This is a genomic window from Gemmatimonadaceae bacterium (assembly GCA_035633115.1).
Lineage (GTDB): Bacteria > Gemmatimonadota > Gemmatimonadetes > Gemmatimonadales > Gemmatimonadaceae > UBA4720.
The window spans coordinates 147,297-163,853 of record DASQFN010000103.1 but is presented as its reverse complement, the minus strand read 5'-3'; the positions used below and the strand labels follow the sequence as shown (position 1 = coordinate 163,853).

Genomic DNA, 16,557 nt, shown 5'->3' with positions numbered 1-16,557 from the left:
CCAACCTGCCGGGCTGGGCACTTATGCACAGGCGGCCGACTGGAATCGGCCGCGGCGAAGACTGCAGGATGCCCGGTGAAAGGAAATGCCCGGACGCGCCCTACGCAAGAAGAATTATGCGCGTGGCGCCTGCTCTGTCCGCGGCGCAATGTCCACCGCGATGCCGCGCCATTTACCCTGGTTGAACCGCAGAACGCTCAGCAGGCACCGTGTCGCGTGGCCGATCAGAATTGCAATCCAGATATGAAGGGGCTGGAGGGTCCCGGTCTGCTGGATCACGAAGCAGATGCCGAGGGGTACGACGATCTGGGAAACGATCGAGATATAGAGCGGACTCTTCGTGTCCCCTGTCCCTTGCAATCCCCCCGTGTACGTAATCGCGACGGCGATGAACAGGCCGGACACGCTGAGGACGCGCAGAAGCTGTGTACCGATCTCGACTACCGCGGGCTCGTTCATGCCGAAAACCGCAAGCAGCTGTCGCGGGAAGAAGAGAAAGAAGGTTCCGACGAACGCTGCTCCGACGACTCCGATGCGCGCCGCAACGTGTACGGCCTCTTCTGCGCGATCGGGCTTGCCTGCGCCGAGGTTCTGCCCGGCAACAGCGGCTGCGGCTCCCATGAGTCCGACGGAAGTCCAGGTGATCAGTGAGAACAGCTGAGAATACGACACCGAGAATGCAGCCTGCGCGGCGGCGCTCTGCGCGACTGATCCGATGAACGCAAGCATGAGGACACCGCCCACGTTCATCGCGATTCCCTGAAAGCCGGTTGGCAGGCCGAACCGGAAGAGTGACCTGATGATCGTCCAATCCGGCGCCAGCGCGCCGCTCCCTCTCCTGGGAAACGAAACGACCCAGCCGCCCTTGATCAGTTTCACTAGGGAGTAGATCGCCAGGAGTCCGGACGCGAGGCAGGTTCCCATCGCGGCGCCCGCGGTGCGGAAGGCCGGAATCGGACCGAGGCCGCTAATCAGGATCACGTTGAACACGATGTTCAAAACGGTGAGAGCAATGCCAAGGACCATCGGCGTTCGCGCGTCCCCGGCTGACCGAAGCGCGCCGCCGAGCATGAAAAAGACGAGCATGCCGCTCGAGAACATGAGCATGATGCGCAGGAACGGCAGCGCTTCCGCCTTCACTGCCGGCGCAGCGTTGACGAAATCGAGAAGCGACGGCGCGAGGAAATAGCCAATTGGCGCCATGATCAGCACCGCAATGCCGATCGCCGTGATGAAGGCCTGATAGACCACGCGATCGACTTTGTCCTCGTCTCCCGCCCCAGCAAAGCGCGCGACGAGCACGCTCATGCCGGTGAAAAGCGACATGAGGAAGACGATAACGACAATGAAGATCTGCGATGCCACACCGATGGCGGCGTTGCCAGTGAATCCAACCAGGTGGCCGACCAGTACCTGATCAACGATGCCCTGAACGCCGCCGATGATGTTCGTGAGCATGGACGGCCAGGCGATTTTCCATACCGCGGAGCGCAGCGGGCCCTCAACGATGGATCGGTCGTACCGCCGCGTGGCTTGTGCGGGCGCTACCGGTGGCGCCGACGGAATCTCGATCTCGGCAGGCGCAGTGACGTCCGTCACGACGGTTGGCCGTGATTCGAGCAAAGGATGATCACGAGAGCGGGCGACCGGACTCGAACCGGCGACGTCCAGCTTGGGAAGCTGGCATTCTACCAACTGAATTACGCCCGCGAATGACGCAACCTTGTCAATGTAGCCGCGGCGTGCGCCCCATCAAGTAGCCGGCGGAGCCCGCGAGCTTCGAGCGGTTGTGATCAGTGCCACCGCGGCGATCACGATCGCGGAAGCAACGGCGGTGCGGAGTGAGAGCCTCTCGCCCGCATCACTACTCCCGCGATGACGGTCGGGTCGTACATATTACGACAATGGCCATGGACGGCGACCTTGAAGCCCTCGCCCAGCAGGCTCTTGAGCTCGATTCACTCTCTCCTCTGATCGAGCATGACCCGGCGGAATGCGAAACCTGCTCCGAATATCAGGCTGAATTCCTGACGTTCGCGCGACGCGCGCTGCCGAAGCTCGCGCAGGGTTACATCGAGCTGAGGCGCACGTCACTCGAGGCGTTCGAGAAAGCGAAGCTGCGCGGCAGATTCCTGGACGACTTGCAGGAGGAAAACGAGCGTCTGCAGAAGGAGCTTACGGCGCGGGAAGGCGAGCTCGAAGAGCTGCAGCGGGAGCCGGAGAAAAAAGGGTGGCTTAGATAGGGGAGAGAGCCACCGGTCGGATTTGAACCGACGACCACTCGATTACGAATCGAGAGCTCTACCCCTGAGCTACGGTGGCTGATGAAGCGCGTACTTTGCCAATGCCCTGGAGCGGACTCGAACCGCTACGCCTTTCGGCACCACCCCCTCAAGATGGCGTGTCTACCAATTTCACCACCAGGGCACAACAACTGCGAACTGCGAACTGCGGATCTGCGTATGTATACGGGGCCGACGGGGCTCGAACCCGCGACCTCTCGAGTGACAGTCGAGTGCTCTAACCAAACTGAGCTACGGCCCCTCATTCTGCGCGCACATTCACTGCGCGCCGTCACCACAAAACCATAGCCCCAAGGGGAATCGAACCCCTCTCTGCACCGTGAAAGGGTGCCGTCCTAACCGATAGACGATGGGGCCAACAACCACTTCGGACTGCGGACTGCGAGCTGCGGAGAAAGTGCAAGAACAACCGCAAGAACAGCCCCCAATCGTCCAGTAGCGCTAACGGGATTCGAACCCGTGTTTGGGCCTTGAGAGGGCCCCGTCCTAGTCCCCTAGACGATAGCGCCGCAAAATCCCGATGTGAGACGTGCAGCCTTGAAGTATAAACCGAACAAATACCATTTCAAAGCTCCGCCACGCTGGGGTAGTGTCCCTCAAAATCGGACATTACCCGCCCAGTGCCTCCTCGTGACTCACGTCCCCGCCGGGGCCGAGCTTCCGCAGCACACTGGCGATGACGTGCTCGAACATGGCGTTCGACCAGATGGCTTCCATCATCAGCGAGGTCATCATCATGTCGCGTCCGAAATACGTCGCGTAGTTCGGAAGCCCGGCCATCAGCTTCTCTCTGGAGCTGAGCGTCTCGACCATGAGTGCCTCGCGTTCGAGGCGCCGGTAGCGGGCTACGGGTCCTGACGCAGATGACCCTGCCCCTGATGCACGACGAGATTCGGCGCGCGCGTTCGCGAGAAAGCGGAGAAACTCGGCGTTGAATATCTCCGTTCGCGATAGGGGCGTTAGTGACGGCGCATCCGTCGACACCTGAACCGTGAATCGGATCGGCGCTCCGCGTGTTGCACGGATCGACACGACCGGCCCCGCGACAGTGATTGTCGCATTTGCCGGATCGATGGACAGATCGAGCTCGAGACGAGTCTGGCCGTCGAGCGCGGTCTGCGACACCCTGGCACCCGGGCCTGCCCGCATGGTCGCGCCGCGCGCAACGATCACCGGGTTGAGCCGTGCGCGAGGCATCGAAACGTCTCTTGCGCGCAGCATCCGCAATTGCCGATCGCGCTCGGCCGCCGGAAGCTGCTCAAGATTCTCGATCAGCTCTTCCTGCTCCGGCAGACGGAATGTTGGCGTCGAGTACGGCTCGAGATGCCGGCCAGAGTACTGGAGATCGCGTTCGACGCGCATTGAGCCGAGGAGGATCCAGCCGATGTCGACTCTCGGTGCGTTGGCAACGAGTGTGTACTCGATTGTGCGGTGTCTGCCGGGCTGTTCCGCGGTCCAGTGCGGCGACGTTGAAATTGCGGCCGTCTGCGACGCGAACTCGAGCCGAATCGGCTTGCCTCCTGCATCACGGACCGTGAAGCCAACACTCTCGTTGGCCGCGTCGGCAAGAAGATTGACGACGCGTCCACTCTTGGTGTCGAGGTATATCTGGATGACGTTTCCTAGCGCGTCTCGAAAAAACCGCGTCTGGTATCCCTGATAGGCTGCGGGATCGTCAAGGCCCGGCTCAGGGAAAGCGAGTACGGGCGCGATCGTGCGCGTTTGCGTTGAACCCGTTCGCGCGCCGAATGCGGACAACACCAGCAGCGCGGCACCCACGCTGCGGAATTTCGTCATGAGTATCATGGATGCCTTCTTCCCCTGATTATTTGTAACTGTAACGAGAGCTCATCGCAGCAATGGGAATAGCCAGCGGCGCACGACCGTCAAACGGATAGCGGTTCAGCCTGGGATTCGTTTGTGAAAAGCGCATCGTCGCCTCCGCGTGGTCACGCGAACATGGAACTGGCGTCGCGCAAACGCAACATCGCCCGAGAGACACAATCCTGGCTATTCGGGGTATAAGCAGCGGTCCTGCAGGAGGAGGCGATGCGGGCAACGTGACGCACTCGAAAGAAGAAGCGCCGATCACCCAACGCGGCGACCGCCGCGAACCCGCGCGGCGGTGGATGAGTCACATGATCGTCGCTACCGGAGTGCTTCTCTTTGCTCTCGTCATCGTCCCTCTCTGGCTGCGCGAGCGAACCCAGCACCTGCGCGAGCGAGTCGCTGACGTCGCACTCCCCGCACGCACCGCCTTGCTTGAGGTTCAGAACGCCTTTGCGTCAGAGCTGGCCGCAATACGCGGATTCGAGCTGACAGGCGACGAAGCGTTTCTCGATGATTTTCGCACGGGCTTGAAGAAGGATCAACAGGCATCCCAGCGGCTGCGCGTGCTCGCTGGACAGCTCAGCTCGGAAGCGGCTTCAGCTGTCGCAGAACTCGAGGCGCGGAAGGAGGCGTGGCTGGCCGAGCCGCGCGAAGCGGAAGCCGGGCGACGGTCACGGGAGCAGCTCATTAAGTCGCTCGTGGACGGGGAGCGGCGCGTGGATGGAGTGCTCGTCGCCGCCGACCGGGCCAATGCGGCTGTCGTTCGCGCGGAGGGAGCACTCCGGAGGCGCGTCATGAGCGACGAGCGTCTGGCAACAGTAGTCGTGTTGTTCCTCGCTTTGTCTGCCCTCGCGGTCGCGACTGTAGTTGCGACGCTCGTCCGCCGCCTGAACATCGCCGCCACAGAAGCCGGAGAAGCCGTGCGATACCGCGATCAGATGCTCCGCGTCGTCTCGCACGATCTCAAGAACCCTCTGCAGACGATCGGCATGGTCGCCGATCTGTTGGCAACCACTCCTTTGCAGGAACACGACCGCCGACGCCATTTTGCGATCATATCGCGCACCGTCGAACGGATGAACCGATTGATTCACGATCTGCTTGACGCCGCGCGAGTCCAGTCGGGCCACTCGCTGCCAATCAACCGTGCGCTCGTCACGCCTGATGCAATATTCGCGGAAGCCTCCGAGCTTCTCGATCCGCAGGCACGCGCCAAAAACGTCAAGCTCACCTGGGACGTGGATAGCGCGATCGAGCCGCTGTCGGCGGATCGCGATCGTCTGCTGCAGGTTTTCTCAAACCTTGTCGGCAATGCGTTGAAGTTCACGCCCGAGGGTGGTCGAGTCGATGTCTCCGCAAAACCCGATAGCGCCCGGCGCGTGATGTTCGAGGTAAAGGACACGGGCCCGGGAATCGCGGCCGAAGATCTTCCGCGCCTCTTCGAGCCTTTCTGGCAGGCACACGACGGTGCGAGTCTGGGAACCGGCCTGGGCTTGTCGATTGTTCGAGGAATCGTCGAGGCACACGGTGGAAAGATCCATGTCGAGAGCAAGCCGGGCGAGGGATCGTCATTCACCTTCGCGATTCCGACCGTGTAGCAACTTCTGAGGGAGACTCATAGAGCACGCAGGCTAATACACATCCTCCCATCGCTTCGACAGCCGCGCCGCTGAATCGATGATCCCAACCATGCTGTAAGTCTGCACGAAGTTCCCCCATTGCTCGAGATTCATCGGATCGATGTCCTCCGCGAGCAGACCGTGCGCATTTCGGCAGGCGAGAATATTCTCGAACAGCTCACGAGCTTCGCTCTTCCTGCCGGTGGCCGCAAGCGCGTTGATGTACCAGAAGGTGCAGACGAGAAAAGCAGTCTGCGGAGCTCCGAAATCGTCCTCCTCCGCATAGCGGTAAATAAAGGTCCCGCGTCGCAGACTGGTCTCGATCGCCGAGATCGTCCCGAGGAATCGTGGATCGTCCGCAGCGATGAACCCGACGTCATTGAGCCGCAGCAGACTGGCGTCCAGCGAACCGCCGTCCAGCGTTCCGGTGAAGGAGTTGCGTTCGGAGCTCCAGGCCCGCTCGAGAATCGTCTCGCGCATCCGATCCGCGGTCGACCGCCAGTGGTCCGCGCGAGAACCGAGTCCGACGTGCGTGGCTATGCGCGCCAGTCGGTCGCACCCAGCCCAGCACATCACGCTGGAAAACGTGTGAACGCGCCGGACACCTCTCAGCTCCCAGATACCCGCGTCGGGTTTATCGAAAAGCTCAGCTGCACTCTCGCCGAGCACTTCGAGGCGCGAGAAAAGCTCGGCGTCGCCCCTCTTTTCCAGACGCTCGTCGAAGAAAACGTGTGGTGCGGCAAGAATTGCCGACCCGTAAACGTCGTGTTGAATCTGGTGGTACGCCTGGTTTCCAACCCGCACCGGACCCATGCCCAGATAACCGTCGAGCGACTCGAGCTCCACTTCGTCCGGCACCGGACCGCCGGTGAGTGTGTAGAGCGGCTTGAGTCGGCGGTCACTCACGCCGGCGATAATGTTCAGCGTGAACGCGAGGTACCGCTCCATTATTCGTGTTGCGCCGAGCCGGTTCAGAGCATTGACGACAAAGTATGCGTCGCGAAGCCAGCAGTATCTGTAATCCCAGTTACGCCCGGTGCGTGGAGCCTCAGGCACCGAGGTCGTCATGGCGGCGATGATCGCACCGGTATCCTCGAAAACATTGAGCTTGAGCGCGATCGCCGCGCGGATGACCGCGTCCTGCCACTCGAACGGAATAGCCAGAGCGCGCACCCATTCGCGCCAGTACGCGATTGTCTCCTCGAGCATGTGACGCCCAAGCTCGACGACGCTCTCATTGACCGTCTCGTCGGGCCCCAGCATCAGGCTTGCCGGCCCATCCAGAAAGAATGCCGTTTCCTCGACGATTGCGGTCGTCGGAACGTTGCTCGTGAGACGAAGCGTTACGCCGTCGCCGGCATAAGCGACGTGATTGCTCCCGCGTTTCAACGTCATGGGCGCGCGCCCGTAACTGCTCGCCGGCCGCAACAGAACTCGGATACGCGGGTTTCCCGAAAGCGGCCTCAGCTGACGGATCAGCATCATGGGCGCGAACACGCGGCCGTACTGCCTGTACCGCGGCGCAAAGTCGGTGATCTCCACCGATCCGCCGGTCGCATCGAACACGCGCGTGCAGAGGACGGGAGTGTTCCGAACGTATTCCTGCTCCGTTCGCTGAGCGTTCTCGACTTCGATGGAGAAATGCCCGAAGTCAGCGCTGCCTGTGCGGTCGCTGCGGAGAAGCGAGCAAAAAGCGGGATCTCCATCAAACCGCGGAAAACAACACCACCCAATGCGGCCACGGCCGTCCACCAGAGCGCCAATGTTGCCATTGCCAAGCAACGCCAGATCCCGGAGGGTCATTGCTTCCCCGTATCTGGATACCGGAATGGTTCTCCACGTTTCATCCCTTCAGCCAACCACTGCCTCACCTGCGTCACCGTTCTCAGCCTGAAGCGAGCGCATGTTGGTCCTGGCCCAACCTTGATCGAGTAACCCGACAGTTCATTTACGATGGCAAACCCCACCTCGTCGGTAAGATCGTCGCCGATAAACACGGGAGTGCGTCCCGCAAAGGGTTCCGTCAGCATGAGTCTCCTGATTACCTCTCCCTTGTCTGCACCGGCGGGCTTTAGCTCCACAACGCGCTTTCCTTTCTGGATTACGAAATCCGGAGCGTATTTCGCCCCGAGCCCGCGCAGAAGCCTGTGAGAATAGGCCGCAAGCGCGGGAGCCATTCGATAGTGGAGCGCAATTGACATCCCTTTGAATTCCACCACCAGTCCGGGATATCCTGCTATTGCGCTGCCGAGCTCATCACGCAGGGGGCGAAGCGCCTCTTCGGCAACAGCATGCAATGTGATGTCTCCGCCCGCAACTCGAAGCTCCAGCCCATGTTGTCCGGCAATGGAAATCTCCGGCAGATCAAAGATCCGGTCGACATCACTGATGGCTCGGCCCGTGATCAGCGATACCGCCCCTCCGGCGAGTACGTGAAGCCGCGCGATCGCACGCAACAGCTCATCGTGCACGATGATTCCTGATGGCAGAGAGGCAATCTCCACAAGGGTGCCATCGATATCGAAGAACCAGGCCCACTCCATGCTGGCCGGCGGCGGTTTTCCGACACGCTCGCCGGAGCGTCGCGCGTCAGGGCGACGATCCACTCGCGCTACGCAGGGAGAGTGAATCATCGCCGTGAGCTGCGCCAGCTGCGTCGGGAGTGCTCCCGAGGACGCGGCCGCGGCGGCGAAGCGCTGCTGCGTCGATCAGCATTCTTCCCGCCCATCGATAGACATTGAACTCACGGATCAGTGAGCGCATCAGCTGCATTCTCGTGCGCTGCCACGGCTTTGGCATCGTCAGAGCCGTATTCAGTGCCGATGCACACTGCTCGACGTTATACGGATTCACAATCAGCGCCTCAGGAAGCTCGCGTGCGGCGCCAGTGAACTGACTCAGTAGCAGAACGCCGAGCTCGTCGTCACGCGCGGCGACGAATTCCTTCGCCACGAGATTCATCCCGTCGTGCAGGCTGCTGACGAAACAGAGGTCGGCAGCCCTGTAATAGGTGTAAACCTCCGCCGGCTCGTGGTGCTGAACCAATAGGATTATCGCCGGATGCACGGCGCCGTCGAATCGCGTATTGATTCGCGTTACAAGCGAGCGAACTCTCTGCTCGTAGGCTTGATAATCTTCGATACTCGCGCGCGTTGGCGCGGCGATCTGAACAAAGGTGAACCGGCCAATCCAGTCGGGATTCAGCTCGAGAAGCCGTTCTACTGCGCGGAATCGCTCTTCGATGCCTTTTGTGTAGTCGAGTCGATCGACCCCAACGCCAATTCTGTGATCGCGCGGAAGACCGTGGCGGTGCCTCACCTCCTCGCGGCAGACCTCGACGGGCTTCTCGATGAGCTCTTTGTCCGGCGGCCACTCGATCGATATCGGATACCGCTTGATTGCCGTGGTCTGCTCCCGGTGCGACACGGTAAAGGTTTCGCGATCGACGCGTGCTTCGACAAGCCGGTCGACAGTGTCAACGAAATTGTTGCAGTGGAACTGGGTGTGAAACCCGAGAATACTGCTGCCCAGCAAACCGTCGAGTAGCTGCTCCCGCCACGGGCAGATGCCGAACGCTTCCGGATTTGGCCACGGAATATGCCAGAACGTTATGATTGTCGCGGCAGGAAGTACTTCGCGGATCATCCTCGGGACGAGGGCAAAATGATAGTCCTGGATGAGAACGATGGGATCGCTGCCTTTGCTCTCCGCAACTGCCGCCTCCGCGAACTTCCTGTTCACGTTCCTGTACTGCTCCCAATCCGTCGCCCGGAATGTCGGCCGCACGTGTGCAATGTGACACAGCGGCCAGAGCCCTTCGTTCGCGAATCCGTAGTAGTACCCGGCTTCCTCTTCGCGTGAAAGCCATACCCGACGCAGCCAGTAGGCGGGATCGTCGGCGGGCACGCCGAGGCGATCGTGATTGTCGACAACCTCTTTGTCCGCCGATCCGCTCCCGTGCGCTACCCACGTGCCCGAACACGCACGCATGATGGGCTCTACAGCTGTTACCAGTCCGCTCGCGGGTCGCTGGACCGCGATGTGGCCGTCCTGCCTCACGTGGATGTAGGGCTCGCGATTGGACAGGATGATCACCTGCTGCCCTCGCAGCTCGCGATGAAGAATCTCACGCAGAGTGTCGGCGCTCCAGGCGAGCTGCTCTTCGTCCCGGAATCGATGCTCGGCCTCGAGGTCGCGAATGAGGGCGCGCAAATCGTTCGCAATTGGCTGCAGCTCTGCCGGACCCGTCGTCAGCAGTCCACGTGACTCATCGCCTCTCAGAATTGCGCGAAGTCCGGAGATCCAACCTCTCCAGCTGAGCTGGGCGATGACGACCGTAATGATGGATACAACCGCGGCGAGACCTGCAAACAGATAGAAGAGGTATCGCCGCGTCTCGTCGCTGCGCCTCGTTATGAAGCTCATGTCGTGCAGCAGGATGAGCCGCGCGTCTGGACCAATAGCGGTCTCGAGGGATCTGACCGTAACGAGGAGAGGCCCGGCGTTCGTTTTCAGAATTTCGTCGGATAGCGCCGAATCCGGAGCGAAACGATCGCACCGTATCTCGGGTGGAAACTGCGCGCTGGCGATTATGCGCGACGTCGGGCTCGGGCATAACCCGATTCCATACAGCCGCTCATCCCGAACGATGCGAGCGAAATACTGTTGCACCGCTCCGGGATTACCCGACGCGACGAAAGCTCCGAGAGGCCCGTCGCTGGCGTTGGCAATGAGGCTCGACCTGAGCTCTAGGTCTCTGGTGAACCATTTCAGGGTCAGCCGATCGACGAGCGGAATCACGCCGTACGCCAGCGCCGCGAGGGCAATCGCCAGCGGAACGATGAATCGCAGTGACAGTCTCATTCGCGAGTTTGCGGCTGCAAATGCGCGGCCACAGGAGTGTCTTGCGGATACTCCAAAGCGCTCGGGCCATCCGCGCCGGATGGCCGAGGAGCGCGCCGGAACCCAGTGTAGCTTCGTCCCTCCCGCGGTGTCCCGAATATCTTTCGTGCGAGGAGCGTCGTTCAACCGCTCGTTATCCTGGAGTGTCGCGGACTTGGAACCCCGAACCGCAGAGAAACAGACCCCTGTCGAGGCGCCCCTCGCGGAACGCGTCATTCTTCCGTTCCAGGAGTTCGCGAGAGCGGAATCGGCCGGTGGAATCGTTCTTCTCGCAGCGACGGCGCTCGCCCTCGCGTGGGCAAATTCGCCCTGGAGCGACAGCTATTTCCACCTCTGGGAACGGTCGTTGTCGGTTGGTTTCGAGGGCGCAGCCCTCACCATGACTCTGCACCACTGGATCAACGACGGGCTGATGGTGGTGTTTTTCCTTCTCGTAGGCCTGGAGATCAAACGCGAGCTCCTGGTGGGCGAGCTCGCGTCTCGACAAAAGGCTGCGCTTCCAGTCGCGGCGGCAATCGGCGGGATGGTCGTTCCCGCGCTGATCTTCAGCGCTATTAACGTCGGCGGTCCTGGTGCATCGGGTTGGGGAATTCCGATGGCGACGGACATTGCGTTCGCGCTTGGCGTCTTGTCACTCCTGGGCTCCCGTGTGCCCGCGGGGCTCAAGGTATTCCTTGCGGCACTCGCAATCGTGGACGACATCGGCGCAGTACTGGTGATTGCGATCTTCTATGCTGCTGACATCTCGTTAGGGAGCCTGGGCGCGCCGGCCGTCGTACTGGCCCTGCTGTTTCTATGTCGCCGGGCAGGAGTACGAAAGCCTGCTGTTTATGCACTCCTGGGTATGGCGCTCTGGTACGCAGTGTTGCAATCCGGTGTCCACGCAACAGTCGCGGGGGTTCTTCTCGCGCTGACGATTCCTGCAACGACGCGGATTGACGAGGATGTATTTCTGAAGAAAGCCCGCCGCGCGCTCGATGAATTCGCCGGTGCGAGCGACCCCGATGCGTCGTCGGTCATGTCGAACCCGGGACAGCAACACGCCCTTCACTCTCTCGAGCGCTCGGTGGAGCAGGTTCAGTCTCCTCTGCTCAAAATGGAGCACTCGCTTCACCGAGTTGTGGCGTTTGCGATCATGCCTTTGTTCGCGTTCGCCAACGCGGGTGTGACCGTCAGCGCGGAGATGCTCTCTACAGTCTCATGGCGCGTCGTTTTCGGAATTGTGATTGCCCTGCTGGCAGGAAAGGTCCTCGGCGTAACACTCGCATCGCTTGCATCAGTCCGGACGCGACTCGCCGTACTGCCGGAGGAGGTTGGCTGGGGCCAGATACACGGTGTTGGCTGGCTCGCGGGTATCGGATTTACAATGTCACTCTTCATAGCGAATCTCGCGTTCGGGAGTGGCTCGCTTCTCGATTCCGCAAAAATCGGAATTCTGTCGGCTTCCGTGATTGCCGGCATCGTCGGATGGTCAATCCTTCGACGTCCGCCAAACCTGGACGGGCGCAAGTCGGGGTGATCTCAGGGACCGCGCAACCCCCCCGTGGTGAGTGCCGGCAGTGTTGGTAGCTTGACGCCGCTTGCTTGACAGTCAGTGTCGCACCCCCGCAGATTCGCCCGTGAACCGCGGAGGGACTGCATGACCACCGAAATGACGCGCCGCGAAGCACTCGAGCGCGCGGCCTGGCTGCTCGGCGAGCCAGAATCCCTCGATTACCTGTATGGCGCTCACGGCGCGGCCGACCGATCTCGCAACGCAAGCACTGAAGCGTCGCAATCTCTAATGCGAACCCCGTGAACCGCCGGCGTTTCGTTTCGACGAGTGCCGCGGCCGGCACCGCATCGCTCCTCGGCGCGGAGCGCGCGCATGGCGCTGCGCCGGAATCTCGCGCCGCTGCTGCATTCAAGCATTCGGTGACCAGATGGCCGTTTCGCAAATTCACCGTCGACGAGCTTGCCCGCACCGCAAAGGAGCTGAAGATCGACTCGGTGGAGCTCCTCGAGCCCGAGGAGTGGCCGATTGCGCGCCGCCATGGGCTGACCTGCGCGATGGGGTATGCGACGGTTCCCGATCCGGGCACTCGGCTGACGCGCGGATTCAACGACGCGGCGAATCATGCCTGGCTGGTGCCCGCTTACGAGCGCGCGATTCCGCTCGCGGCCGCAGCGGGAATTCCGAACCTGATCTGTTTCTCCGGCAACCGTGACGGGAAGAGCGACGAGGAGGGACTCGCCAGCTGTGCAAGCGGGCTCGGCAAGCTCATGCCCGCGGCGAAGCAGCACGGTGTGACGATCTGCATGGAGCTTCTCAACTCGAAGGTGGATCATCGCGACTACCAGTGCGATCGCACGCCCTGGGGCGTCGCCCTCGCGCGAAAGCTCGACTCCGAGCGCTTCAAGCTGCTCTACGACATCTATCACATGCAGATCATGGAAGGCGACGTGATCCGCACCATCCGGGACAATTCCAAATGCATCGGCCACTACCATACTGCCGGAGTACCGGGCCGGCATGAGATCGACGCTACGCAGGAGCTCAACTATCCGGCGATAATGCGAGCGATCAGCGAGACGGGATTCAAAGGTTACGTCGCGCAGGAGTTCATTCCTACACGCGACCCTCGGACGTCCCTCGCTGAGGCAATCCAGATCTGTCGCGTGTAACGCGTGAAAGTTGAGCGGTCTCCCGAAAATCCAATTCTCACACCGGCGATGGTTCGGGCCTCGAGCCCTGACCTGGAAGTCGTGGGGGTGTTCAACGCCGGGGTGATACGGCACGATGGAGACGTGGTTCTTCTCCTGCGCGTGTCGGAGGCTCCCAAAGGAATTCCATCGGACGAAGTAGCCGCGGCCGTCTACAACCCGAGCTCGAGCCGTCTCGAGATCAAGCGCTGGTCGCGCGGTGAGCCGAATCTCGACTTGAGTGATCCGAGGTCCATCGACACCCCTGGCCAGACGTGGCTCACATCGATCTCACACCTGCGTGTTGCGCGTTCGACCGACGGCATTCATTTCGATGTCGAGCCGCGGCCGGCTTTGTCGGCAGCCACAGAGTACGAATCCTATGGCGTCGAAGATCCTCGCATCACTCTTATCGGCGATACGTACTGGATCAACTACACCGCCGTTTCGCCGCACGGAATCACCACCGGCCTCGCGTCGACGAAAGACTTCAAGTCGTTCGAGCGGCATGGGTTGATCTTTTCTCCTCCCAATCGCGATGTGACGATCTTCCCCGAGAAAATTGGCGGAGCGTACGTCGCGCTTCACCGGCCGATGCCGGAGGGTCTCGGAAAACCCGCGATGTGGATTGCGACATCGCCGGACATGCTCTCGTGGGGCAGCCATCGATCCGTTGCGACCGCGCGTGAAGGCACGTGGGACGATGAAAAGATTGGCGGCGGTGCGGTTCCCTTTCGCGTCAGTACAGGAAGTGTGGAGGGCTGGCTCGCGGTTTATCACGGCGTAACCGCCGCAACGACTACTTACTCCCTTGGCGCTCTGCTTCTCGACGCGAATGATCCGGGAAAAGTGATTGCGCGCTCGCGCGACCCAATCCTGTCACCGGAAACACCTTACGAGCGTGAGGGCTTCTTCGGCGGAGTGGTGTTCACCTGCGGGCTCCTCGCCGAAGGCGATCTCGTGAGGATCTACTACGGGGCTGCCGACGGTGTGATGGCCGTCGCAGATCTGTATCTCGAGGATATTCTCGCCGGCATGACCGGCGCGTGACATTCGAGCTCGGAATCAATTACTGGCCGAGGAGACGCGCCATGTACATGTGGCGCGAGTTCGACATCGCCGAGGTGCGCGACGAAATGGCTCAGATCGCGGACATCGGCTTCGAAGTCGTGCGACTGTTTGCGCTGACTGAGGATTTCCTGCCGGCACCGATGACTGTCGATGAGACGATGGTGGAACGGCTCGTTGACGTTGCAGGAGCAGCGAAGGACGCCGGACTTCGGGTCGTGCCCACTCTGATCGTCATCAACATGAGCGGTCGGTTCTGGTGGCCCGAATGGATGCTGGACTCGCACGGAATTCCGGAGGATTTGTACTCAGACCCGATTCTCGGGTCGCAGGCACTGCTCGCGGCGACGTGCGCGCATGCACTGGCCGGGGATGACTCCATTCGCGCTTTCGATCTGACGAACGAGATCGACGACGCGCAGCAGCCAGGGTCGAGAGAAGCGGGCAAGCTCTGGGCATCCACAATCGCGAATGCGGTACGACACGAAGCTCCCGGTGTGCCGATTCAGATTGGCGTGCATCTCCCTTCACTGACTGCTCAGAACCGCCTGCGTGTCGACGATGCAGCCGGAATCGCCGACGAAGACGTGATGCACGCATATCCGCTTTATAGCGACGTCGCGCGCTCGTTCCTGGACCCGGAGCTCGTGCCGTTCTCATGCGCGCTGACGTCTGCTCTCGCTGGGAGTGGGCGGCCTGTACTGATGCAGGAATTCGGCTTGTGCACCGCACCGCAGGGTAAACCGGGACAGACGATCACCGACGATTTTCTTGGACAGGCGCTTTCTCAGTACCTGGCATCGGAGGATGAAGCGGCCAATTACTACGACGCGGTTCTCCAGCGACTGCTGATAACCGGAGCTGCTGGGGCGTACGCTTGGTGTTACGGCGACTACGATTCTCGACTCTTCGATCGACCTCCCATAGCAACCGCTGTACGCGAACGTACATTTGGGCTCGTGCGCGCAGACGGAAGCGAGAAGCCGGCAGCAGAGGTGTGGCGGAGCTTCAGGAAGCGTCGCGACGCCGGAGTGCTTCCACCAGGCGGGGGAGTCCCGCCCACGCTCGACGTGAGCGCTGACGAATACCATCGCGCGCCTGCCGAGAACTTCGCGCGGCTCTATGCGAGCTGGCTTTCGTCGGCGCAAGCATGATCGCGCCTCTCGGGCGCTTTTCCTCGAATCCGCTGGTTCGTTCGTCCGATATCTCTTTTACACGCGCCACCGGAACGTTCAACCCGGGCGCAACAATCGATCATGCCAGCGGCCGCGTCGTGTTGCTGGTGCGCGTCTACGATGAATCGGCTCGCCGATCGTGCCTCGCACTCGCGCTTTCGTCGAATGGTGAGCGCATTGATGAAATCTGGGATCGCCCCGCGATTTCGCCCGAGGCGTCTTACGAGGAATGGGGGGTCGAGGACCCCCGGATTACGTGGCTTCGCGATGAACGACGCTACGCAGTCACATACACCGGGCATTCGCCCAATGGCCCGCGAGTCTGCCTGATCACGACCGACGACCTGCTTGCCCCGGACCGCTACGTTCGCCACGGACCCCGCATTCCCGGTGAAAACAAGAATTGCGTCGTGTTCCCGGAAAAGATCGACGGGCAGTACGTGATTCTTCATCGGCCGATGCCTAACATCGTGTGTGTCCGGGTATCGTCAGTGGAAGACGAGTGGCCGGCAAGCGGGACAACGCTGGTTGGCCCGCAACCGAATACATGGCGCAGCTCGCGCGTTGGTGCGGGCTCGCCGCCCATCCGCACACGGATTGGCTGGCTGTTGCCCTTCCATGGTGCTACTACCATAGAAGAAGGCAACGTCTACTCGATGGGATGGTGTGTGCTCGATCTCAAACGCCCGGAGAAGGTCCGCTATGTATCCGATACGCCGGCACTGACACCCGAAGCGGAGTACGAGATCGAGCTGGGCAAGGTCCCTCAAGTCGATCACGCCAACTTCATAACCGGAATACGAGTCGTTTTCCCGGAGGGCATGGTCGAGCTCGGCGATGAGCTCCTCGTGTACTATGGCGCAGCCGATGTCGCAGTAGCCGGCGCGCGCGTGAAGAAACGGGACCTGGTCGATTCCATCGAAAGCGCGATCGAGATGAACCAGGGCGGTGTTCCGCTTTGATTGAGAGCGCGAGCGC

The 16,557-nt window shown here is 61.3% G+C and carries 13 protein-coding genes and 6 tRNA genes; 8 read left to right on the top strand and 11 right to left on the bottom strand.

What is annotated here, in order from left to right; genetic code table 11:
- Positions 1-114: 114 nt before the first annotated feature.
- Together VES88_13780 and VES88_13775 are read right to left on the bottom strand one after the other, a co-directional pair.
- Positions 115-1,599, bottom strand: a complete 1,485-nt coding sequence (locus VES88_13780; protein HYN82560.1) for an MATE family efflux transporter — start codon at positions 1,597-1,599, stop codon at positions 115-117.
- 38 nt (positions 1,600-1,637) lie between these two features.
- Positions 1,638-1,710: transfer RNA gene (locus VES88_13775), tRNA-Gly, on the bottom strand.
- A 194-nt stretch (positions 1,711-1,904) separates the two neighbouring features.
- Here VES88_13775 and VES88_13770 point away from each other — a divergent pair.
- On the top strand, positions 1,905-2,243 hold the full coding sequence (locus VES88_13770; protein HYN82559.1) for a hypothetical protein: 339 nt from the start codon (positions 1,905-1,907) through the stop codon (positions 2,241-2,243).
- Positions 2,244-2,250: 7 nt separating this feature from the next.
- On the opposite strand, the gene VES88_13765 is transcribed toward VES88_13770, so the two are convergent.
- The 6 genes from VES88_13765 to VES88_13740 all read right to left on the bottom strand — a co-directional run bounded on the left by VES88_13765 (position 2,251) and on the right by VES88_13740 (position 4,109).
- A tRNA-Thr gene (locus tag VES88_13765) sits at positions 2,251-2,322 on the bottom strand.
- A 23-nt stretch (positions 2,323-2,345) separates the two neighbouring features.
- Positions 2,346-2,427 (bottom strand) — tRNA-Leu (locus VES88_13760).
- 42 nt (positions 2,428-2,469) lie between these two features.
- Positions 2,470-2,544: transfer RNA gene (locus tag VES88_13755), tRNA-Asp, on the bottom strand.
- A gap of 44 nt (positions 2,545-2,588) precedes the next feature.
- Positions 2,589-2,660: transfer RNA gene (locus tag VES88_13750), tRNA-Glu, on the bottom strand.
- A gap of 79 nt (positions 2,661-2,739) precedes the next feature.
- Positions 2,740-2,812 (bottom strand) — tRNA-Glu (locus tag VES88_13745).
- A gap of 100 nt (positions 2,813-2,912) precedes the next feature.
- On the bottom strand, positions 2,913-4,109 hold the full coding sequence (locus tag VES88_13740; protein HYN82558.1) for a hypothetical protein: 1,197 nt from the start codon (positions 4,107-4,109) through the stop codon (positions 2,913-2,915).
- 254 nt (positions 4,110-4,363) lie between these two features.
- On the opposite strand from VES88_13740, the gene VES88_13735 reads away from it, so the two are divergent.
- Positions 4,364-5,731 carry an ATP-binding protein gene (locus VES88_13735; GenBank protein ID HYN82557.1) on the top strand — a complete coding sequence of 456 codons (1,368 nt, stop codon included), beginning with the start codon at positions 4,364-4,366 and terminating at the stop codon, positions 5,729-5,731.
- Positions 5,732-5,764: 33 nt separating this feature from the next.
- Here VES88_13735 and VES88_13730 read toward each other — a convergent pair whose 3' ends face one another.
- The 3 genes from VES88_13730 to VES88_13720 are packed head-to-tail and all read right to left on the bottom strand — an operon-like array spanning position 5,765 to position 10,615.
- The gene (locus VES88_13730) at positions 5,765-7,555 is read right to left on the bottom strand and encodes a glycoside hydrolase family 15 protein (protein HYN82556.1); all 1,791 of its coding nucleotides are present in this window, start codon (positions 7,553-7,555) and stop codon (positions 5,765-5,767) included.
- Positions 7,552-8,358 (bottom strand): trehalose-phosphatase, encoded by an 807-nt coding sequence (gene otsB, locus VES88_13725; GenBank protein ID HYN82555.1) that lies wholly within the window; start codon positions 8,356-8,358, stop codon positions 7,552-7,554. Before otsB ends, VES88_13730 begins: the two co-directional genes overlap by 4 nt.
- Positions 8,342-10,615, bottom strand: a complete 2,274-nt coding sequence (locus VES88_13720) for a trehalose-6-phosphate synthase (protein HYN82554.1) — start codon at positions 10,613-10,615, stop codon at positions 8,342-8,344. Before VES88_13720 ends, otsB begins: the two co-directional genes overlap by 17 nt.
- A 193-nt stretch (positions 10,616-10,808) precedes the next feature.
- On the opposite strand from VES88_13720, the gene nhaA reads away from it, so the two are divergent.
- The 6 genes from nhaA (at position 10,809) to VES88_13690 (ending at position 16,541) form a co-directional block, all read left to right on the top strand.
- Complete coding sequence (nhaA, locus tag VES88_13715; protein HYN82553.1) at positions 10,809-12,173, top strand: Na+/H+ antiporter NhaA; 1,365 nt, start codon at positions 10,809-10,811, stop codon at positions 12,171-12,173.
- A gap of 120 nt (positions 12,174-12,293) precedes the next feature.
- Positions 12,294-12,452, top strand: a complete 159-nt coding sequence (locus VES88_13710) for a hypothetical protein (protein HYN82552.1) — start codon at positions 12,294-12,296, stop codon at positions 12,450-12,452.
- A complete protein-coding gene (locus VES88_13705) occupies positions 12,449-13,318 on the top strand; it encodes a TIM barrel protein (GenBank protein ID HYN82551.1) in 870 nt (289 codons plus the stop codon). The genes VES88_13710 and VES88_13705 overlap by 4 nt, the downstream gene beginning before the upstream one ends.
- Positions 13,319-13,321: 3 nt before the next feature.
- A complete protein-coding gene (locus tag VES88_13700; GenBank protein ID HYN82550.1) occupies positions 13,322-14,386 on the top strand; it encodes a glycoside hydrolase family 130 protein in 1,065 nt (354 codons plus the stop codon).
- Positions 14,383-15,558: a cellulase family glycosylhydrolase gene (locus VES88_13695; GenBank protein HYN82549.1), complete on the top strand. Its 1,176-nt coding sequence runs from the start codon at positions 14,383-14,385 to the stop codon at positions 15,556-15,558. The genes VES88_13700 and VES88_13695 overlap by 4 nt, the downstream gene beginning before the upstream one ends.
- Positions 15,555-16,541, top strand: coding sequence for a hypothetical protein (locus VES88_13690; GenBank protein HYN82548.1), 987 nt, complete (start codon positions 15,555-15,557; stop codon positions 16,539-16,541). The genes VES88_13695 and VES88_13690 overlap by 4 nt, the downstream gene beginning before the upstream one ends.
- Positions 16,542-16,557 lie beyond the last annotated feature (16 nt).

What these genes read in the sequence shown, in the direction of transcription:
- VES88_13770 (HYN82559.1), top strand. Translation starts at nt 1,905, where the DNA reads ATGGCCATGGACGGCGACCTTGAAGCCCTCGCCCAGCAGGCTCTTGAG.
- VES88_13740 (HYN82558.1), bottom strand. Translation starts at nt 4,109, where the DNA reads ATGATACTCATGACGAAATTCCGCAGCGTGGGTGCCGCGCTGCTGGTG.
- VES88_13730 (HYN82556.1), bottom strand. Translation starts at nt 7,555, where the DNA reads ATGACCCTCCGGGATCTGGCGTTGCTTGGCAATGGCAACATTGGCGCT.
- VES88_13720 (HYN82554.1), bottom strand. Translation starts at nt 10,615, where the DNA reads ATGAGACTGTCACTGCGATTCATCGTTCCGCTGGCGATTGCCCTCGCG.
- VES88_13710 (HYN82552.1), top strand. Translation starts at nt 12,294, where the DNA reads ATGACCACCGAAATGACGCGCCGCGAAGCACTCGAGCGCGCGGCCTGG.
- VES88_13690 (HYN82548.1), top strand. Translation starts at nt 15,555, where the DNA reads ATGATCGCGCCTCTCGGGCGCTTTTCCTCGAATCCGCTGGTTCGTTCG.